22 protein-coding genes are annotated in these 17,950 nt (G+C 67.1%); 6 read left to right on the top strand and 16 right to left on the bottom strand.

Features of this window, described 5'->3' with window-relative positions; all coding sequences use genetic code 11:
- Positions 1-35 precede the first annotated feature (35 nt).
- The 3 genes from ACMZ91_RS01430 to ACMZ91_RS01420 all read left to right on the top strand — a co-directional run bounded on the left by ACMZ91_RS01430 (position 36) and on the right by ACMZ91_RS01420 (position 1,595).
- A complete protein-coding gene (locus ACMZ91_RS01430; protein ID WP_414577778.1) occupies positions 36-248 on the top strand; it encodes a DUF4287 domain-containing protein in 213 nt (70 codons plus the stop codon).
- 96 nt (positions 249-344) lie between these two features.
- A complete protein-coding gene (locus tag ACMZ91_RS01425) occupies positions 345-794 on the top strand; it encodes a GNAT family N-acetyltransferase (RefSeq protein WP_049421544.1) in 450 nt (149 codons plus the stop codon).
- A gap of 93 nt (positions 795-887) precedes the next feature.
- Positions 888-1,595 (top strand): YitT family protein, encoded by a 708-nt coding sequence (locus tag ACMZ91_RS01420; protein WP_032130182.1) that lies wholly within the window; start codon positions 888-890, stop codon positions 1,593-1,595.
- 73 nt (positions 1,596-1,668) lie between these two features.
- Here ACMZ91_RS01420 and ACMZ91_RS01415 read toward each other — a convergent pair whose 3' ends face one another.
- Positions 1,669-2,211 (bottom strand): DNA-3-methyladenine glycosylase I, encoded by a 543-nt coding sequence (locus tag ACMZ91_RS01415; protein ID WP_049400680.1) that lies wholly within the window; start codon positions 2,209-2,211, stop codon positions 1,669-1,671.
- Complete coding sequence (locus ACMZ91_RS01410) at positions 2,208-3,995, bottom strand: DUF4153 domain-containing protein (RefSeq protein ID WP_414577775.1); 1,788 nt, start codon at positions 3,993-3,995, stop codon at positions 2,208-2,210. Before ACMZ91_RS01410 ends, ACMZ91_RS01415 begins: the two co-directional genes overlap by 4 nt.
- Positions 3,996-4,086: 91 nt before the next feature.
- On the opposite strand from ACMZ91_RS01410, the gene ACMZ91_RS01405 reads away from it, so the two are divergent.
- Genes ACMZ91_RS01405 through ACMZ91_RS01395 form a run of 3 tightly spaced genes read left to right on the top strand, consistent with a single transcriptional unit; the run spans position 4,087 to position 6,106 of the window.
- Positions 4,087-4,653, top strand: coding sequence for a YqgE/AlgH family protein (locus ACMZ91_RS01405; RefSeq protein WP_005408377.1), 567 nt, complete (start codon positions 4,087-4,089; stop codon positions 4,651-4,653).
- Complete coding sequence (ruvX, locus tag ACMZ91_RS01400) at positions 4,646-5,140, top strand: Holliday junction resolvase RuvX (RefSeq protein WP_005408378.1); 495 nt, start codon at positions 4,646-4,648, stop codon at positions 5,138-5,140. The genes ACMZ91_RS01405 and ruvX overlap by 8 nt, the downstream gene beginning before the upstream one ends.
- 15 nt (positions 5,141-5,155) lie before the next feature.
- Complete coding sequence (locus ACMZ91_RS01395; protein ID WP_132809411.1) at positions 5,156-6,106, top strand: aspartate carbamoyltransferase catalytic subunit; 951 nt, start codon at positions 5,156-5,158, stop codon at positions 6,104-6,106.
- Between the two features lie 91 nt (positions 6,107-6,197).
- Here the strand turns inward: ACMZ91_RS01395 and ACMZ91_RS01390 are convergent, their stop codons facing one another.
- The 14 genes from ACMZ91_RS01390 to lptA form a co-directional block, all read right to left on the bottom strand.
- A complete protein-coding gene (locus ACMZ91_RS01390) occupies positions 6,198-6,689 on the bottom strand; it encodes an REP-associated tyrosine transposase (protein ID WP_032130187.1) in 492 nt (163 codons plus the stop codon).
- Positions 6,690-6,861: 172 nt separating this feature from the next.
- On the bottom strand, positions 6,862-7,680 hold the full coding sequence (locus ACMZ91_RS01385) for a carboxylesterase family protein (RefSeq protein WP_414577772.1): 819 nt from the start codon (positions 7,678-7,680) through the stop codon (positions 6,862-6,864).
- 70 nt (positions 7,681-7,750) lie between these two features.
- Positions 7,751-8,017 carry a hypothetical protein gene (locus ACMZ91_RS01380; RefSeq protein ID WP_010483664.1) on the bottom strand — a complete coding sequence of 89 codons (267 nt, stop codon included), beginning with the start codon at positions 8,015-8,017 and terminating at the stop codon, positions 7,751-7,753.
- Between the two features lie 59 nt (positions 8,018-8,076).
- Positions 8,077-9,438, bottom strand: a complete 1,362-nt coding sequence (mgtE, locus tag ACMZ91_RS01375; RefSeq protein WP_010483662.1) for a magnesium transporter — start codon at positions 9,436-9,438, stop codon at positions 8,077-8,079.
- A 194-nt stretch (positions 9,439-9,632) separates the two neighbouring features.
- Positions 9,633-11,402, bottom strand: coding sequence for a phosphoenolpyruvate--protein phosphotransferase (ptsP, locus tag ACMZ91_RS01370; protein WP_414577770.1), 1,770 nt, complete (start codon positions 11,400-11,402; stop codon positions 9,633-9,635).
- 2 nt (positions 11,403-11,404) lie between these two features.
- Positions 11,405-11,674, bottom strand: a complete 270-nt coding sequence (locus ACMZ91_RS01365) for an HPr family phosphocarrier protein (protein WP_005408385.1) — start codon at positions 11,672-11,674, stop codon at positions 11,405-11,407.
- On the bottom strand, positions 11,667-12,059 hold the full coding sequence (locus tag ACMZ91_RS01360; protein WP_049462131.1) for a PTS sugar transporter subunit IIA: 393 nt from the start codon (positions 12,057-12,059) through the stop codon (positions 11,667-11,669). Before ACMZ91_RS01360 ends, ACMZ91_RS01365 begins: the two co-directional genes overlap by 8 nt.
- A 391-nt stretch (positions 12,060-12,450) precedes the next feature.
- A complete protein-coding gene (gene rapZ / locus ACMZ91_RS01355) occupies positions 12,451-13,335 on the bottom strand; it encodes an RNase adapter RapZ (protein WP_032130190.1) in 885 nt (294 codons plus the stop codon).
- A 27-nt stretch (positions 13,336-13,362) separates the two neighbouring features.
- A complete protein-coding gene (gene hprK, locus ACMZ91_RS01350) occupies positions 13,363-14,313 on the bottom strand; it encodes an HPr(Ser) kinase/phosphatase (RefSeq protein WP_005408388.1) in 951 nt (316 codons plus the stop codon).
- The gene (locus tag ACMZ91_RS01345) at positions 14,310-14,762 is read right to left on the bottom strand and encodes a PTS sugar transporter subunit IIA (protein WP_032130191.1); all 453 of its coding nucleotides are present in this window, start codon (positions 14,760-14,762) and stop codon (positions 14,310-14,312) included. The genes hprK and ACMZ91_RS01345 overlap by 4 nt, the downstream gene beginning before the upstream one ends.
- A gap of 21 nt (positions 14,763-14,783) precedes the next feature.
- A complete protein-coding gene (gene hpf, locus ACMZ91_RS01340; protein ID WP_004147311.1) occupies positions 14,784-15,101 on the bottom strand; it encodes a ribosome hibernation-promoting factor, HPF/YfiA family in 318 nt (105 codons plus the stop codon).
- A 58-nt stretch (positions 15,102-15,159) separates the two neighbouring features.
- Complete coding sequence (locus ACMZ91_RS01335) at positions 15,160-16,593, bottom strand: RNA polymerase factor sigma-54 (RefSeq protein ID WP_414577767.1); 1,434 nt, start codon at positions 16,591-16,593, stop codon at positions 15,160-15,162.
- A gap of 39 nt (positions 16,594-16,632) precedes the next feature.
- Positions 16,633-17,352 (bottom strand): LPS export ABC transporter ATP-binding protein, encoded by a 720-nt coding sequence (gene lptB / locus ACMZ91_RS01330; RefSeq protein ID WP_049400688.1) that lies wholly within the window; start codon positions 17,350-17,352, stop codon positions 16,633-16,635.
- Positions 17,352-17,903, bottom strand: coding sequence for a lipopolysaccharide transport periplasmic protein LptA (lptA, locus tag ACMZ91_RS01325; protein WP_121504002.1), 552 nt, complete (start codon positions 17,901-17,903; stop codon positions 17,352-17,354). Before lptA ends, lptB begins: the two co-directional genes overlap by 1 nt.
- Positions 17,904-17,950 lie beyond the last annotated feature (47 nt).

Raw genomic sequence — 17,950 nt, 5'->3', positions numbered from 1 at the left:
GTTCGTCGAATGAATGACTTCAACGGGAGCTGCACATGAGCGCTGACACCAAGCCGAAAGGCCCGGCCTCGTACTTCCCCTCCATCGAGAAGACCTACGGTCAGCCGGTGGCGCACTGGTTCGGCCTGCTGGCCGGCAAGAAGGGCCTGAAACACATGGAGCTGGTCAGTTTCCTGAAAGGCGAGCATGGGCTGGGCCATGGCCACGCCAACGCGTTGGTGGCGCACCATCTGGCCGGAAAGGGCTGAGCAGGCAACCCGGCGCTGAACGGTCGTGTGGGGGTCAGGCTACACGGCCTCCGGGGTCAGGCAGACTGGGCGTTCATCCCGAGGCAGGACGCCCTCATGCAGGTCACGCTGGACGCGATCACCGTCGACAACTACGAAGCCGTGTGCGACCTCGACGTCAGTGAGGCGCAGCAGGATTTCGTCGCCGGCAATACCTGGTCGCTGGTGCAGGCCGCATTCCATCCCGGCTACCAGACCCGCGCCATCCAGGCCGATGGCGAGCTGGTCGGGTTCTTCATGTGGGTGCCGGAGACGCCGCAGCGCATCTCGATCTGGCGCTTCATGGTCGATCAGCGCTGGCAGGGGCGTGGCATCGGGCGGCGCGCGCTGGAACTGGCGCTGGCGCAGATCCGGGACACGCCCGGCCTGGCCGAGATCGAGATCTGCTACAACCCGCGCAATCCGGTGGCGGGCGCCTTCTATGGCAGCTTCGGTTTCGTCGAGACCGGCATGGACGATGATGGCGAGGACATGCTGGCCGTGCTGCCGGTGACGCCTCCGGAATAACCTGAATGGGCGATCGCAGCTGAACGATTTCATCTGCAACTGTCATGCAGATCGTGTCTAATATCGCTCCCCACCTGCTGTTCCCCCACCCGTATGTCCCTTCCCGCCCATGGCCCCGCGCCGTGCGACGACGCTGACGGCCACCTGGTCACCGCTGGTCCGCTGACCCCGCCGCCCGACAGTGCCGGCACCACCGCCGACGAAAAAGCGCTGCGCCACTCGATCGCCGAGGACGTGCAGGGCATGGTGCTGGCCACGATGGTGGCCTCGCTGGGCCTGGCCATCTTCGCCAAGGGTGGGCTGATGATCGGCGGCATGGCCGGCATGGCCTTCCTGCTGCACTACTCGATGGGCTGGAACTTCGGCCTGGTGTTCGTGCTGGTCAATCTGCCGTTCTACTGGGTGGCACTGCGGCGCATGGGCTGGGAATTCACCCTGAAAACCTTTGCTGCGGTCACCGCCTGTGGCGTGCTGACCGACCTGCTGCCGCGCTGGATCGATTTCTCGCACATCAACCCGCTGTATTCGGCGATCGTGGGCGGTGCGTTGTCCGGCCTGGGCATCCTGTTCTTCATCCGGCACCGTGCCAGCCTCGGTGGTATCGGCATCCTGGCGGTGTACCTGCAGCGCACCCGCGGCTGGAGCGCGGGCAAGGTGCAGATGTCCTACGACGCCTGCCTGATGGTGGCCGCGTTCTTCGTGTTGTCGCCGTCGAAGGTGCTGTACTCGGCGATCGGCGCGGTGGTGCTCAGCCTGGTGCTGATGTTCAACCACCGCCCGGGCCGTTACATGGGCGTGTGACGATTCGACGGAAGTGCCGGCCGCTGGCCGGCAACACCTGCAGCATTCCGAGGCTGCCGGCCAGCGGCCGGCACTACCGGGAGGCCTGCAACCACGGCGGCGACAGCGTCAGCAGCCGCGCATGCACCGGGCAGTCCTCGGCGTGCGCACCGGGCAGGTAGCCCAGGCTCATCAGGAATTCGCCGGTGATCTCGCCGCCGGTGAAGCGGAACGTCTTCTTGAACAGCTTCACCCAGTCGGCCTTGCTGCGCGGATGGTGCGCGTCCAGCCACGCCGCGAAGCTGCCGTGGCTGGCCCGCAGCTGCTGGATCACCTGTGCGTTGTGGATCGCCGCCAGCACCTTCAGCCGGTTGCGGATGATGCCCGCGTCCGACAGCAGCCGTTCGATGTCCTGCTCGGCGTAGGCTGCAACCCGATCCACATCGAAGCCGTCATAGGCCGCGCGGAAGCCCTCGCGCTTCTTCAGGATGGTCTCCCAGCTCAGCCCGGCCTGGTTGATCTCCAGCACCAGCCGCTCGAACAGCTCGCGCTCGTCACGCTGCGGGAAGCCGTACTCGTTGGCGTGGTAGTAGTCGTGCACCGGATGGCCCGGGGCGATGAGGCAGTAACCGCTCATGGGGAAGACTCGTTGGATTCGGGTTCGGGATCGATGGCCAGCGCGGGGCGTCCGCCGATGGACAGCATCGGCCAGCGCGGTGGCACAAGCGTGAGTTTGCCGTCACGCAGGGCCTGGTTGATCGCCTCGGCCTGGCCGCTGACGGTGCCGAACAGCGAACCGGCCCGTCGCCACTGGGCATCCCTGCCACGTGCGTACAGCACGCAGTCCGGCCCACGGTGGGTGTACAGCTCGCACAGCAGCACCTCGGTGCTGCCGTCGCCATCCAGGTCGCGATGCACGATCAGGCAGTCGCGCTCGCTCTGGGCGCAGGATTCGCCATTGATCGCGCGGGTGGCCAGTGCCTGCCACCAATCGTCCGGTGGCGAGCTGGATCCCTTGGCCAGCTTCAGCGCGCGCTGCAGGGCGGCGACGTCCTGCAGACCCTTGTCCAGGCGCTGTCCATCGTCCCAGCGCGAGGTACGTGCCAGCGCGGCAGCGATCACCTGTGGCGCGTTGGCATCGGCGGTGATGGCCGGATCACGCTGCAGCTCGCGCAGCGCCTGCACGCCACGGCGCCCAAGATCGAAGCGCAGCACGTTGACGTCACTGCTGGTGATCGCTGGCGGGTCCGCACCTAGGCGCGCCAACTGGCTGGACAGGGTCAGCCGCACCGGGTCCAGCAGCGGCGAGTTGCCTAGCAAGGCCAGTGCCAGCACCGCCCAGCACATCCATCGGTTGACCGGCTCCAGCATCTGCAACCAGCGGCTCTGCCGGCGCAGCACCGCCAGCGCGTAGCCCACGGCATAGCCGGCCACGGCCAACGCGACGAGTACTGCCCAGAACCGGTCCATGGTCCAGCCGTACTGCACCACGCGCAGGCCCAGTGCGTACAGCGCCAGTGCGGCGTAGACCGGCAGTGCCAGCAGGCTGGCTTCAACCAGCCGGCGCAGCAGCAGGGGGTAGGGAGCGCGGTCTTCCCCCTGCTGGTAGACCGCATTGGTGAACGTCACCAACAGCAGCGACAGCACCAGCAGCAGGCTGGCGGCCGAGCGGGTCTTCCACAGCGGTTCCAGCCCGGTCAGCGGCAGGCTCAGCACGAACAGCACGGCGATGAACGACAGCAGCGGCAGCAGTCCGCGGCAGATCGCGAACAGCACCTGGCGGGTGATCTGGATCGCGCGGTGCTGGGTGCGCCCGATCAGCACGCCGAACCCGGCCAGGCTGCCGGTGGCCAGTGCGATGAACGCGTCCTGCCGGAACAGGTCGCGGAAGATGGTCACGTCGAGCAGCTGGAACAGCGCCGCCCACAGCCACAACAGCAGCCAGGTCAGCCCGGTGAACAGCGCCGCCAGGGCCAGGGTCAGGCCGTTCTGCCAGGCGCGCTCGAACAGCTCCGGATAGCTGGCGCGCCAATGCCCGTGCTGCAACTGGAACTGCCACCAGGGCAGGGCCACGAACACTGCTACGGCCATGCCCACGGTCAGCGGGAACTGCAGCGCGCCCGAATCCAGCGCGGTCTCGCCGTTGAGGTTCCAGCCGATCCAGGCGGCCAGCGCCAGCACCACCACCGAGCCGAGCACCGCCTGCAGCCACAGGCGGCGCTGGCCCAGCTCGACCAGGCTCAATGCCACCGCGCTGGGAATGGCCAGTACCCAGGCGTACCAGCAGTAGCGCCAGCCGATATCGCGGAACGGCCACGCATCGGACAGTTCCTGCGCGGCATACAGCATCAGACCCTGCAGCAGGGCGATCAGGACGATGGCGCTGCGTGCCGGCAGGGTCAGGGGCGATGAAGACTGCATCGATGACCTTCCATGGCAAAGCACCATCCTAGCCCATCGCGGTTCGGCACCATCGCGCGACCATCCCGCCCCCAGCAGGTAGAATGGGGCCATGCCTGTTACGCCGACTTCCCTTGCCGATCACCTGCTCGTCGCGCTGCCGTCGCTGCTCGACGCGACCTTTGCCCGCAGCGTCGCGCTGATCTGCCAGCACGACGAGAACGGGGCGATGGGCGTGCTGGTCAACCAGCCTTCCGAGTACACGCTGGGCGAAGTGCTTGCGCAGATGGACATCACCACCGGTGATGGCGACCTCCAGGCGCGCATGGTGCTCAACGGCGGCCCGGTGCATCCCGAGCGCGGCTTCGTCATCCATGACGACGCGCGGGCGTGGGATTCCAGCCTGACCGTGGGCGACGGCCTGTACCTGACCACCTCGCGCGACATCCTCGAAGCGATGGCGCGCGGCGAAGGCCCGGCCAATGCCGTGGTCACCCTCGGCTGTGCCGGTTGGGGTGCAGGGCAGCTGGAAAGCGAGCTGTCCGAGAACAGCTGGCTGACCGTGCCGGCCGATGCCGAGCTGGTGTTCCAGCTGCCGCTGGAGCAGCGCTGGCAGGGCGCGGCTTCGCGCATCGGCGTGGACCTGTTCCGGCTGACCGACTACAGCGGCCATGTCTGAGCCCATTACGCCCGCGCCGGATTCTGCTGCCCCGGCCATCCGCCGTGATGGCACCGTTCTGGGGTTCGATGTCGGCTCGCGCCGCATCGGCGTGGCCATCGGCAGTGCCTTCGCTGCGCATGCGCGCGCGGTGGCGGTGGTCGATGTGCATGGCAACGGCCCGGACTGGACCGCGATCGAACGCCTGCTCAAGGAATGGAAGCCCGACGGCCTGGTGGTCGGCGACCCGCTGACCCTGGACGGCCAGGACCAGCCCAACCGCAAGCGCGCGCAGGGCTTTGCCCGCCAGCTGCGGGAACGTTTCAAGCTGCCGGTGGTGATGATCGACGAGCGTTCCAGCTCGGTCGAGGCCGCCCGCCGCTTCGCTGTCGAGCGCGCCGAAGGGCGCAAGCGCCGCCGTGATGCGGCCGCCCTCGATGCCGTTGCCGCGGCGGTGATCATCGACCGTTGGCTGTCGTCGCCGGACGACGCCACCCCCATTCCCTGACTGCCCGACACCGCCATGACCACCCAGCAACTCGATGCCTCCGGCCGCCTGCGCCACCTGCTGACCCTCGAAGGCCTTCCGCGCGACACCCTGCTGCAGCTGCTTGACCGGGCAGGGCAGATCCGCGACGCCGCGGTCGGTCGTGTCGGCAACAAGCGCCACGTGCTGGCCGGTTCGGCGGTGTGCACGCTGTTCTTCGAACCGTCCACGCGCACCCGCAGCTCGTTCCAGCTGGCCGCGCAGCGCCTGGGCGCCGACGTACTGAACTTCGATGCCTCGACTTCGTCCACGCGCAAGGGCGAAACCGCCTGCGACACGCTGCGCAACCTGGAGGCGATGGGCGTGCGCGGCTTCGTGGTGCGCCACCCCGATGATGGCGCCGTGGCCGCACTGGCCGAGGCAGCGGGTGAGGGCACTGCACTGATCAACGCCGGTGACGGGCGCAGCGCGCACCCGACCCAGGGCCTGCTGGACATGCTGACCCTGCGCCAGGCCAAGGGCCCGGATTTCTCGAAGATGAAAGTGGTGATCGTCGGCGACGTGAAGCATTCGCGCGTGGCCCGCACCGACCTGCATGCGCTGCGCACGCTGGGCGTGGGCGAGATCCGCGTGTGCGGCCCGCAGTCGCTGCTGCCCGACGACGAGACCCTGAAGGGCTGCGTGGTCGGTGATGATTTCGACGCGATGCTGGAAGGCGTCGACGCGCTGATGATGCTGCGCCTGCAGCGCGAGCGCATGGAAGAAGGCCTGGTGCCGTCGCTGGAGCAGTACCACGCGCAGTACGGCCTGACCAACGAACGCCTGGCCCGCGCCGGCAAGGATGCCGCGGTGCTGCATCCAGGCCCGATCAACCGCGGCGTGGAAGTGACCGACGAGGTGGCCGACGGCCCGCAGTCGTGGGTGCTGCGCCAGGTCGCCAACGGCGTCGCCGTGCGCATGGCCGTGCTGGAAACGCTGCTGGGCTGACCGCCGCTCTGGTGGGTGTCAACCTTGGTTGACACACTCACCGCTCGGCTTGTCCGCGCACCGCTTTGGTAGATGCCAACCTTGGTTGGCACTATCCACCGGAGCTCATGTCATCGGGCAGATCACATGATGCCCCAAGCTCCCATTCGCACCATGCATGGGGATATTGCCCCAACCGCGACGTCAGCCCGGCCCTGATCGGATTTCCCATCAGGTACATCGCATGTCGGTGCAACGATTCGTCCGAGCGGATCGCATGATCGTGATAGCAGGCCTGCCAGAAGCGCCCGACTCGCCCCAGCAGCCGGTTTGCCTGCTGGGCTGTGCGCGACTTGAAACGCTTCATGACGGTTTCCAGTGACCCGGCGCGCAGTTCGACCAGCCAGTGAATGTGGTCGGGCATGACCACGTAGGCAATCGAGCGGGTGAAGCCTTCCTGATCAAGTCGCTGGAATTCGCGCACTGCCAAGGCGGCCACTGCGGCGTTGGTGAAGAGCGGTGCGCGGTCATGGACGACTGTGGTGAGGATATAGCTGAGGCCGACGCTGGAGCGACGACCGAGCAGGAGACGTGTGTTCTGCATGAAGCAAGCATGGATGGGCCTGCTTCCAGTGAACATCGGGGAATGGCTTGGTTTCAGGTAGGCCAGTGCCAACCAAGGTTGGCAACTACCAGAGCAGTCAATGCCAACCAAGGTTGGCAACTACTAGAGCAGTCAATGCCAACCAAGGTTGGCAGCTACGAGAAACTGCGGTTCAGCGCTTCTGCGCGAACAGCCACGCCCACATTGCCGGGTCGGCGTAGGTAGCGTCCCAGGCATTGTGATTGCCTTCCGGGTACTCGGTGTAGCGCACGTCGCGTGCAGCGGCGCTCTGGAATGCGCTGTGCAGCCTGCGGTCGTCATCCGGTGGCACCACGTCGTCCAGCGCGCCGTGGAAGATCCAGATCGGCGTGTGCTGCAGGCGCTGCGCGATCACGGCATACGGATCGGTTTCCTGGGCGACCTGCTCGACGAACAGGGTCGGGCGTTTTGCGCGTGGTGCCAGTACTGCGCCGCACACCGGCACGATCGCGGCGAAGCGGCGCGGGTCATCCAGGGCGATGTTCCAGCTGCCGTAGCCGCCCATCGACATGCCGGTCAGGTACTGCCGTGCCGGGTCGGCGCCGAACTCGGCGATCGTCGCGTCCAGCGCGGCAACGGCCGCACGGTTGTTGCGGCCGCTCCATTCCTCATGGCCCGGTACCTGTGGAAACACCACCAGGGCAGGGAAGTCGGGATGCTCGCGCAGATAAGGCCCCAGCCCGGCGTGGGTCTGCTTGATGCCATCGGCGCCGCGCTCGCCCGAACCGTGCAGGAACAGGATGACCGGGACGTTGGAGGTTGCGGGCGTCTGCCCACCAGGGCTGTGGGCCTGCAGGCCCGCGGGAATGAACACCTGGTAGTAAGCCGTGTGTCCATCCACCTTCACCGCACGTGCTTCGAAGCGACCGCGCGCACTGTCCGGCAGCGAAGTGCAACCGCTCATCATCAGAAGGGCCAGCAGTGGCAGCCAGCGCGACAGCAGACGGACCATGGGGTTTTCCGAAGCGGCGAGAACGCCTGCATCGTAGTCCGCCAACGTCGGCCCGGCATCATGCGCCGCGTCACTGCGGGCGCGGGAAGCTGGCGATGATGTCCAGCTGCTCCTGTGCCTCGGCATTGCCTTCGGCGGCTGCAGCCTGCACCTGCGCCATATCCGGGTGCAGCACCACCAGCAGCGGGTTCTCGCAGACCGGGCAGTCGTACTCGGTGGCGTCCTCGTCCAGCTCCATCTCCATGGCACGCGAGCTGCCCTTCCATTCGCAGGCCGGGCAGGTGTGCTGCTGGTCGCGCCAGCCGGGCTGGAAGTAGTTTTCTATCGTTGTTGCCATGGGTGTTCCCGTTGAGTGGGGTCCGAGCCCCGCTTGGCGGGGCCCGATCCTTGATGCGGTCAGTGCAGCAGCACCAGGGTGGCCAGGCCGAGGAAGGTGAAGAAGCCCATCGAATCGGTCACGGCGGTCAGGAAGATGCCGCTGGCCAGCGCCGGGTCGAAGCCGAAGCGTTTCAGGGTCAGTGGCACCAGCACGCCGGCCAACGCGGCGAACAGCAGGTTGCAGGTCAGCGCGATGGCGATCACCGCCGACAACCCGGGCGAGTGGAACCAAGCGAGTACGATCAGGCCCAGCACCGAACCCAGCATCACGCCGTTCAACAAGGCGACCCGCACTTCCTTCCACAGCAGCGTGCGCGCGTTGGAGGCGCCCACCTGGCCCAGCGCCAGGCCGCGCACCATCAGCGCCAGCACCTGGGTGCCGGCATTGCCGCCGAGGCCCGCAACGATCGGCATCAGCACCGCCAGCGCCACCAGCTTGTCGATGGTGCCCTCGAAGTGGCCGACCACGCTGGACGCCAGGAATGCCGTGCACAGATTGACCGACAGCCACATCAGGCGGCGGCGCATGGCGCGCCAGACCGGGCTGAAAAGATCTTCGTCCTCGTCCAGGCCGGCGGCGCCCAGCGCCTGGTGCTCGGCCTGTCCACGGATGATGTCGACCACGTCATCGATGGTGATGCGGCCGACCAGGATGTTGTTGTCGTCCACCACCGGCGCGGAGATCCAGTCATGGTCGGAGAACTGGCGGGCGACCTCCTGGTCGCTTTCGCCGACATCGATCGCAGGCTGCTCGTCGTCGATCAGGCGGTTGATCGGGGTGGTGTCCTCGTGGGTCACCAGTGCCGCCAGCGACACCCGGCCGAGGTATTGATGGCGCCGGCTGACCACGAACAGGTGGTCGGTGTGGTCGGGCAGTTCGCCACGCAGGCGCAGGTAGCGCAGCACCACGTCAACGTTGACGTCGGCGCGCACGGTCACCACGTCCGGGTTCATCAGGCGGCCGGCGCTGTCCTCGGGGTAGGACAGCACCTGCTCCAGGCGCTCGCGGTTCTCGCGGTCCATCGACTTGAGGACTTCGTCGATGACCGTGTCCGGCAGATCTTCGACCAGGTCGGCCAGATCGTCGATGTCCAGGTCTTCGACCGCGGCGATGATCTCGTCCGGGTCCATGTCGGCGAGCAGGCTCTCGCGCACGTCGTCGCCGACGTGGACCAGCACCTCACCGTCATCTTCCGGATCGACCAGGCCCCAGACCACCTCGCGCTTGCCCGGCGGCAGCGATTCGAGCAGGTTGCCGATCTCGGCCGGGGCCAGGGTGTTGACCAGGCGGCGCACCGGGCCCAGCCGACCGCTGTCCAGTGCGTCGGACAGCATCCGCAGTTGGCGCGCAGTCTTGTCGTGGCGTACAGCTTCAGCCATCGCAGCTCCCGCGGGATAAGAAAAGCCGCGATCCCGGCAAGGATGCGGCAACAGGGGTGTTCAGCGCGTCATTATCGCAAGGGGATGTTTCAACGCATAGCCGCCGGGCGGTGGTAGTGCCGGCCGCTGGCCGGCAAGCGTCCCCATCGAAGGCCATGAGGTTGCCGGCCGGCGGCCGGCACTACCCTTGGCGCTCAGGGCGTATCCGCCACCAGCGCCAGCCAGCGCTCGATCGCGCGGCGGTCGCGTGCGGCCAGCAGCTTCGGTGCGCGCGCGCGCAGCGCGGCCAGGTCGGCCTCGCGGATCGCGCGGCGCACCTCCAGCAGTGTGCCGGGGTGCAGGCTGAATTCGCTCAGGCCCAGCGCCAGCAGCAGCGGAGTCATCCGTGCATCACCGGCCATCTCACCGCAGACCGCCACCGGAATGCGATGCCGCGCGCCGGTCTCGATCACCATCTGCAGCAACCGCAGCACGGCCGGATGCAGCGGCGAATACAGCTCGCCCAGTGCCTCGTTGTTGCGGTCAGCGGCCAGCAGGTATTGCACCAGGTCGTTGGTGCCGATCGACAGGAAGTCGACCAGGTCGATGAAGCTCTCCAGCGCCAACGCCGCAGCGGGCACCTCGATCATCGCCCCCAGCGGCACATGGTCGGACACCATGTGGCCTTCGCTGCGCAGCTGTTCGGTCAGCTTGAGCATGCGCCGGCGCACCGCCAGCAGTTCCTCGCGGGTGCTGACCATCGGCACCAGCACGCGCAGCTTGCCGTAGGCCGAGGCGCGCAGGATCGCGCGCAGCTGGGTGTCGGCCACCTTGGGCCGTGCCAGAGACAGGCGTACGCCGCGCAGTCCCAGGGCCGGGTTTTCTTCGTTGCTCAGGGTCAGGCCGGTGCGGTCGGCCTTGTCCGCGCCCAGATCGAGCGTGCGGATGGTGACCGGTCGCCCGCTCATGCCCAACGCGGCATCGCGGTAGGTCTGGAACTGTTCTTCTTCGTCCGGCAGCTCGTTGCGCTGCAGGAACAGGAATTCGGTGCGGTACAGGCCCAGCCCTTGCGCGCCCAGCGCATGCGCCTGGGTGACGTCCTCCAGCGATTCGGCATTGGCCAGCAGGGCGATGTCGACCTGGTCGCGGGTACGGCTGGGTTTGCTGCGCAGGCGGCCGAGCTCGCGCTGCTCGCGCGCATGTTCTTTCAGGCGCGCGCGGTAGTCGCGCAGGTTGTCGGCCTGCGGGTTGGCGGTGATGCTGCCGTCGGCGCCATCGATGATCAGCACGTCGCCATCGGCGATGCGGCTGAGCAGCTGCGGCACGTTGACGATCAAGGGCAGGTGCAGGCTGCGCGCCAGGATCGCACTGTGCGACAGCGCGCTGCCGGCGGCGGTGACGATGCCGACCACGCCCTGCGCCTGCAACTGGGCAAGCTCGGAGGGCGCGATGTTGTCGCAGACCAGAATTTCACCGGCCAGGCCTTTCATCACCGGCGGGCGTTCGGGCTGCAGGAAGGCGTGGATGCGGCCGATCACATGGTCGAGGTCGTCCATGCGGCTCTTCAGATAGGCATCGTCCATGCCATCGAAGACCTTGGCCAGGCGGTCACGCTGCAGGCGCAACGCATAGCCGGCGCTGTACGGGCCGCTGCGGATCAGCTCGTCCAGCCCGAACAGCAGCTCGGGGTCGTCCAGCAGCAGTGCATGCAGGTCGAGGAACTCGCCCACTTCCTGGTTCAGTGCACCCTGCAGGCGCTGTCGCAGCTCGTGCATTTCCGTGCGCGCGGCATCCACGGCACGGTGCAGGCGGGCCAGTTCGGCCTCGACCTGGTGGACGGCGACCCGTTGCTCGGCAACCTCCAGTGCATGCGGCAGGCGTACACGGGCGCGGCCCATCGCGGTGCCACGGGCAGCACCGTGCCCGGCCAGCAGCTGTACCGGCCGCTGGCCGGAAGGGACCTGGCCGGCGCGCGCGCGCGGCACGCTCAGCTGTCCTCGTCGAAGCGGCGTTCGAACAAGCCGACCACCGCTTCCATCGCGGCGGCTTCGTCCTCGCCGTTGATGCGCACCGTGACCGGGGTGCCCTGGCCGGCGGCCAGCAGCATCACGCCCATGATGCTCTTGGCGTTGATCTCACGGCCCTTGGCGGCCATGGTCACGTTGCAGCGGAACGGCGCCAGGGTCTGCACCAGCTTGGCGGTGGCCCGGGCGTGCAGGCCCAGGCGGTTGCTCACGGTGAGTTCTCGTTCAAGCATCGTCGACTATCGCTCCATTACGGGTACCCGCCGCGGCTGTGGCGGGCAGTTGATCCAGTCCCTGTTCCGGATAATTCATCACCCGCAGCAACATCGGCAGGCTCAGCGCCGACACCCGGCGAACCGGGGTCCCCAGCCGGGCCAGCTGCCCGGCAAGGTTGGCGGGGCTGGCGCCGTACAGGTCGGTCAGGATCAGCACGCCTTCACCATTGTCGACCCGCCGCAGAGCGGCTGAGGCGAGCGGGAGCAGGGCGTCCAGGTCTGCGTCGAACGGTACTTCGAAAGCTTCGGTTTTCAGCGGCAATTGCCGCAGGAGCCGGGTCGCCACGTCAAGCAGGGCGGTCCCGACCCCGGGATGTGTTACGAGGAGAATGCCACAGGTCATTACTGCACGTTAACAGGTCAAGGTGAATTGGCGATAGCAGCAGATGAGGGGCACTGTGTCCCGTATTCAGTGTTGCTCGGATCGGAGCCCATTTCCGTTGGAAAAGGATCCCACCCCATCCGTTTTTCGGTGCCTGACCGGGATTCATCCACGCATGGCGTGGATCTACTGTGTCGACCAAGGTCGACACCTACCAACAGCACACGGAATCTGTCAGAGGTGGGGCGGTGTGGGTCTGCAGGACCGTTGGCGCCATGGATGGCGCCATCGAGCCCCCATGGACGGGTTTACGGCGTGTCCTGCAGACCCACACCGCCCCGCCATCCCACGTAATCCCGCTCTTGCCGTTGACGTGGCCTCTGCGGGTGCCGGGCGCAGCCCGGCCGACCCCTCAATCCTGTTCGCGGTGGTAGGTCGCCACGTCTTCCCAGCCCATCTCGCGGGCATGCCGGGCCAGGCGCTCGGCCAGGAACACCGAACGGTGCTTGCCGCCGGTGCAGCCGAAGGCCACGGTCACATAGCTGCGGGTGCCATCCCCCAGCTTCGGCAGCCAGGTATCGAGGAAATCCATCAGCTGGGTCAGGTAGCGCTGCACGTCCGGCTGCGCTTCCAGGTAGTCGCGCACACCCGGTTCGCGGCCACTCAGCGCACGCAGATCCGGGTCCCAGTGTGGATTGGGCAGCACCCGCGCATCGAACACGAAGTCAGCCTCGGCCGGCACGCCGCGCTTGTAGGCGAACGATTCGAACAGCAGCGACAGGCCGGTGGCATGGTCCATCGTGAACTCGGTGATGATCCGCCGCCGCAGCTGATGCACGTTGAGATTGCTGGTATCGATCACCGCATCGGCCTCGCGGCGCAGCGGTGCGGTCAATTCACGCTCACGCGCGATCGCTTCGGGCAGCGACAGGCCCAGCTGGCTCAGTGGATGGCGGCGGCGGGTGTCGGCGTAGCGTTTGAGCACAGCCTCGTCGCTGGCCTCGAAGAACAGCACCTTCACTTCCACGCCGGCATCGGTGGCCAGCTGCCGCCAGTCGCCCAGCTGGCTCAGGTCGGCCTGGCCGCGCACGTCGATGCCTACGGCCAGGCGGCGTGGTGCGCTGCCGTCGTGGTTGGCCAGCAGGCTGCGCACGAAGTCGGGCAGCAGATTGATCGGCAGGTTGTCCGAGCAGTAGTAGTCCTGGTCCTCGAAGGTCTTCAGGGCGACGGATTTACCCGAGCCGGACAGGCCGCTGACGATGATCAGGGTCGGGGCGGAGGGGGTGACGGTGCTCATGGACAGGCTCTTCGAAGGACAGGGGAATCAGGGTGTTCGCCGTTCCAGCAGGTTGCTGTGGCGGGCGATGAACATGGCCGCCGGGTCGATGCCCTTGGTGCGCAGGATGTGCAGGCGGGTCGCGGCCTCGGTCAGCACGGCCAGGTTGCGGCCGGGCATCACCGGCAGGGTGATCAGCGGTACATCCAGGTCCAGCACATGGCGGGTGCCCGAGTCGCCGGTCAGGCGCTCGTAGCCATGCGGGGTGGGTTCGGTCATCGGCTTGGTCAGGTGGACGATCAGCCGAAGGTACTTGTTCTTCTTTACAGCCGTGTCGCCGAACATCTCGCGCACGTTCAGCACGCCCAAGCCGCGCACTTCCAGCAGGTCCTGCAGCAGTTCGGGGCAGGTGCCATCGAGCACGTCGGGCGCGATCTGGGTGAATTCGGGGGCATCGTCGGCAACCAGGCGGTGGCCGCGGCTGAGCAGCTCCAGCGCCAGCTCGCTCTTGCCCGATCCGGCCTCACCGGTGATCAGCACGCCGATGGAGTAGATCTCCATGAACACGCCATGCAGGATCACCCGCGGCGCCAGCGTGCGCGCCAGGTGGTAGGACAGATGGTTGAGCAGTTCGTGGCCGCGCTTGGGCGACAGCCACAGCGGCGTGCCGGATTCGTCAGCAGCGGCGCGCAGGTCTTCCGGGCAGGCCTGGTTGCGGGTCAGCACCAGCGCCAGCGGGTGCGACTGCATGATCTTTTCGATGGTCTCCCAGCGCTGGCGCGGTTCCAGCGCATCCAGCCAAGACAGTTCCTCGGTGCCCAGGATCTGCACCTTGTTGGGGTAGATCGCATTGAGATAACCAGCCAGCGATGGACGCCGCGAGACCGTGTTGCCGGCCTCCAGCTCGCGCTTCTCGCCGGACTTGCCGGCAGCCCAGCGCAGCCCCAGCCGCTCGCGCTGCTGTTCGAACAGTTCACGGGCGGTGATGCTGGTATTCATGCGGCACTCGCAGGTGGGGTCATGTCCAGCGCCTCGCGCAGCGCCCGGGCATCGCCCGCTTCGCGCAGGGCCTGGCGGATGTCGGGCGCCGAAAACAGCTCGGCCAGCTCGGACAGCAGCATCAGGTGCTGGTGGGTGTAGTGGGCGGGGACGGCCATGGCGAACACCAGGTCCACCGGCTCGTCGCCACCGAAGTCGACCGGGGTGGCCAACCGCAGCAGGGCGCCGCGGGGGCGGTCCAGGGTTGGCGCGCGGCCGTGGGGAATGGCGATGCCGTGACCGATCGCGGTGCTGCCCAGCGCTTCGCGCTGGCACAGGTTCAGATAGATCTGTTCGGCGTTGGCCTGGCGGCAGGCCAGCAACCCGGCGGCGGCCTGCAGGACGCTGTCGCGGTCGGTGGCCGTGCAGAGCTGGGTCTGCACGGCCGCCAGGAGGTCAGTCAGGGGCATGTCTGCGGGGAACGGTGGCGATCAGCCACCATTGTCGCCCACCGGCAGCGGTGCGTGCTGCTGTTTTTTCTCCTTGTGCTTGATCACCAGACGGTCAAGCTTGTCCGCAAGCAGGTCGATCGCGGCATACATGGTCTGGGCATTGGCCTCGGCGTGCAGGGTCTGGCCGGGAATGTTGAGGCTGGCGTCGACGTGGTGTTCGGTCTTCTGCAGCTTGAGGGTCACCCGCGCTTCGCAGTGCTGGTCGAAGTGTTTGCCGATCCGGGCCAGCTTCTCCTCTACATAGGACTGCAGGGCCGGGGTGACTTCGACATCTTTGCCAAACGTTTCGATGCGCATCGGGTTTCTCCTGTGTTCGGATGTGCCAATGAACCTCTCCGCCGGGCGCGGCGGCGCGTCAAGCGATTCTGACCCTTTCGTGCGAGGCGGAAATGTTCATGGCTTCACGATACTTCGCCACGGTGCGTCGCGCTACTGGAATTCCCGACGATTTGAGCAGGTCAGCCAGCTTGGCGTCAGAAAGCGGCTTGCGCGGGTTCTCGTCGTCGATCAGGCGCCGGATCATCGCCTGGATGGCCGTGCTGGACGCCTCGCCACCGCCCTCGGTATCGATGCCCGAGGCGAAGAAGGCGCGCAGCGGCAGGGTGCCGCGCGGGGTACGCACGTGCTTGCGGGCGATCGCACGCGAGACCGTGGATTCGTGCAGGCCGAGCTCGGTGGCGATCTCGCGCAGGGTCAGTGGACGCAGCGCCTGCTCGCCGAATTCGAGGAAGCTGGCCTGCTGCAGGATCAGGCTGCGTACCACCCGCAGCAGGGTTTCGCCACGCTGCTGCAGCCCTTTCAGCAGCCAGCGCGCTTCCTGCAGCTGGGCACGCAGGTAGCCGGCATCGGCGTCGCCACAACGTCGGATCAGCTGTTCGTAGCCGCGGTGGATCACCACCTTCGGCCCGGCATGCGCGGCCAGCGCTGCGCGCCATACGCCGTTCTGCCGCCACACCACCACATCCGGCACCACGTAGGTGTCCTGCGACAGCGGTGCGATCTGCGTGCCCGGGCGCGGGTCCAGCGAGCGCAGCAGGGTGACTGCGGTCTCGACCTCGTCCAGGGGCTGTTTCAGTTCATGGGCCAGCCCGGCGACGCCGCTGCGCGGCAGCCGTTCCAGCGGGCCTGCGGCAATCTGTCGCGCCAGCACCAGGCCGGGCGTGTCACCGGCCAGCACATCCAGCTGCAGCAGCAGGCATTCGCCCAGCGTGCGTGCAGCCACACCGACCGGATCGAAACGCTGGATGCGATGCAGCACGGCGAGGATCTCGTCCTCGTCGGCGTGGATCGCCGGCAACAGGGTTTCGGCGATGGTGGCCAGCGGCTCGCGCAGGTAACCGTCGTCGTCCAGTGCATCGATCAGTGCGGCACCGATACTGCGATCACGCGAGGACAGATGCGACAGATGCAGCTGCCACAGCAGATGGTCGGCCAGTGTTTCGGTTTCGGCTACGCGCTCGGCGGCGCTGCCGGTGTCGTCGTCATCGTCGAAGCTGCCGCCGCTGCCGGCCGCGCTCCAGTCCAGTTCGGCCGGTGCCCAGTCGTCACCGGCATCGGTACGTTCTGCGGGCGCATCACCGTCGTTGCCATCGTTGCCATCGCTGCCTTCGTTGCTGGCGCTGCTGCTGTCACTGCTGTCGGCCCAGTCCAGCAGCGGATTGCTTTCCACCGCCTGGGCGATCTCCAGCTCCAGCTCGGTGGTGGACATCTGCAGCAGCTTGATCGCCTGCTGCAACTGGGGCGTGAGCACCAGTTGCTGTCCCAACGATGTCTGCAGCCGAGTCTTCATGCCTGTGCCGAAAGGAAGGAGAGGAACCCGGCGACTGCTTCACAGCTTGAAGGAATCCCCGAGGTAGACGCGACGTACATCGGCGTTGTCCAGGATCGCTTCCGGCGAGCCCTGGGCCAGCACGCTGCCCTCAGCGAGAATATACGCGCGGTCGCAGATACCCAAGGTCTCGCGCACGTTGTGGTCGGTGATCAGCACGCCGATGCCACGCTGCTTGAGATGGGTGACGATGCGCTGGATCTCGCCGACGGAAATCGGGTCGACGCCGGCGAACGGTTCGTCGAGCAGGATCAGGCGCGGCTGCGCGGCCAAGGCACGGGCGATCTCGCAGCGGCGACGTTCGCCACCGGACAGGCTGGCGCCGAGCTGGTCGGCGACATGGCCCAGCTGTAGTTCGTCGAGCAGGCTGTTCAATTCACGCTCGCGGCCAGCCGAATCCAGGCCCTCGCGCAGCTCCAGCACCAGGCGGATGTTGTCGGCCACGGTCAGCTTGCGGAACACCGACGGCTCCTGCGGCAGGTAACCCACGCCCTGCTTGGCCCGGGTATACATCGGGTCGCCGGTGATGTCCTTGCCGTCGAGCACGATGCTGCCAGCATCGGCGGCAACCAGACCGACGATCATGTAGAAGCAAGTGGTCTTGCCGGCGCCGTTGGGGCCCAGCAGGCCGACCACTTCACCGGCGTCGAGGGTCAGCCCGAAGTCCTTGACGACTTCGCGTTGCTTGTACTTCTTGCGCAGGCCCTTGGCGACGAGCATTACTTCCTGCTCCCGGCCGGCTGTGCCGGCGTGGTGGCCTTGGGCTGTGCCGCAGGTGCGGCCGGGGTCTTGTTCTTCGGCGGGATGACGGTGCGCACGCGGCTGCCGTCGCCACCGGAGTTCATTTCGCCGGTGCGGGTGTTGTAGACCATGCGCTGGCCGGCATTGGTGCCGCGCGCGCTGGTGACCTTGTAGTTGCCTGTCAGGGTGATGATCTCGGTCTTGATGTCGTAGTCGATGCGATCGGCCAGCGCGTCCATCCAGGTGCCATCATCGAGCTGCTGCTTCATCTTGGCCTGCTTGCCGGTGAACACCACACGCACCGCTTCGCCGTCCTTGAGGTAGATCTCGGCCTCGGACGAGCGCAGGTCCAGCGTGCCCTGGGTGATGATCACGCCCTGCGACAGCACGGTCTTGCCGTCGCCGGTGAGCGTGCCCGACTGGGCGCCGGAATCGATGTGCATGTCTTCGTTGCGGTCGGTGGACTTGGCGAAGGCGGCGCTGGGGACAAGAAGACCAAGCGCGAGTACGGCGGCAAAGGGAATCTTCATCGGGGTCCGTTCTACCGGTGGGGGCCTCCCGGGTGGACCGGGGGCGG

It is taken from the genome of Stenotrophomonas sp. FR024, assembly GCF_047500745.2.
Lineage (GTDB): Bacteria > Pseudomonadota > Gammaproteobacteria > Xanthomonadales > Xanthomonadaceae > Stenotrophomonas > Stenotrophomonas maltophilia_A.
This window is presented reverse-complemented; position numbering and strand designations above follow the sequence as displayed.

Coding starts and splice junctions, on each gene's coding strand:
- ACMZ91_RS01390 (WP_032130187.1), bottom strand. CDS start 6,689: ATGCAGAACACACGTCTCCTGCTCGGTCGTCGCTCCAGCGTCGGCCTC.
- ACMZ91_RS01345 (WP_032130191.1), bottom strand. CDS start 14,762: ATGCCCCTGACTGACCTCCTGGCGGCCGTGCAGACCCAGCTCTGCACG.
- mgtE (WP_010483662.1), bottom strand. CDS start 9,438: ATGGCTGAAGCTGTACGCCACGACAAGACTGCGCGCCAACTGCGGATG.
- lptB (WP_049400688.1), bottom strand. CDS start 17,352: ATGCTCGTCGCCAAGGGCCTGCGCAAGAAGTACAAGCAACGCGAAGTC.
- ruvX (WP_005408378.1), top strand. CDS start 4,646: ATGTCTGAGCCCATTACGCCCGCGCCGGATTCTGCTGCCCCGGCCATC.
- lptA (WP_121504002.1), bottom strand. CDS start 17,903: ATGAAGATTCCCTTTGCCGCCGTACTCGCGCTTGGTCTTCTTGTCCCC.
- ACMZ91_RS01430 (WP_414577778.1), top strand. CDS start 36: ATGAGCGCTGACACCAAGCCGAAAGGCCCGGCCTCGTACTTCCCCTCC.
- hprK (WP_005408388.1), bottom strand. CDS start 14,313: ATGAATACCAGCATCACCGCCCGTGAACTGTTCGAACAGCAGCGCGAG.
- ACMZ91_RS01335 (WP_414577767.1), bottom strand. CDS start 16,593: ATGAAGACTCGGCTGCAGACATCGTTGGGACAGCAACTGGTGCTCACG.
- ACMZ91_RS01360 (WP_049462131.1), bottom strand. CDS start 12,059: ATGACCTGTGGCATTCTCCTCGTAACACATCCCGGGGTCGGGACCGCC.
- rapZ (WP_032130190.1), bottom strand. CDS start 13,335: ATGAGCACCGTCACCCCCTCCGCCCCGACCCTGATCATCGTCAGCGGC.
- ACMZ91_RS01405 (WP_005408377.1), top strand. CDS start 4,087: ATGCCTGTTACGCCGACTTCCCTTGCCGATCACCTGCTCGTCGCGCTG.
- ACMZ91_RS01425 (WP_049421544.1), top strand. CDS start 345: ATGCAGGTCACGCTGGACGCGATCACCGTCGACAACTACGAAGCCGTG.
- hpf (WP_004147311.1), bottom strand. CDS start 15,101: ATGCGCATCGAAACGTTTGGCAAAGATGTCGAAGTCACCCCGGCCCTG.
- ACMZ91_RS01380 (WP_010483664.1), bottom strand. CDS start 8,017: ATGGCAACAACGATAGAAAACTACTTCCAGCCCGGCTGGCGCGACCAG.
- ACMZ91_RS01365 (WP_005408385.1), bottom strand. CDS start 11,674: ATGCTTGAACGAGAACTCACCGTGAGCAACCGCCTGGGCCTGCACGCC.
- ACMZ91_RS01410 (WP_414577775.1), bottom strand. CDS start 3,995: ATGCAGTCTTCATCGCCCCTGACCCTGCCGGCACGCAGCGCCATCGTC.
- ACMZ91_RS01420 (WP_032130182.1), top strand. CDS start 888: ATGTCCCTTCCCGCCCATGGCCCCGCGCCGTGCGACGACGCTGACGGC.
- ACMZ91_RS01385 (WP_414577772.1), bottom strand. CDS start 7,680: ATGGTCCGTCTGCTGTCGCGCTGGCTGCCACTGCTGGCCCTTCTGATG.
- ACMZ91_RS01415 (WP_049400680.1), bottom strand. CDS start 2,211: ATGAGCGGTTACTGCCTCATCGCCCCGGGCCATCCGGTGCACGACTAC.
- ACMZ91_RS01395 (WP_132809411.1), top strand. CDS start 5,156: ATGACCACCCAGCAACTCGATGCCTCCGGCCGCCTGCGCCACCTGCTG.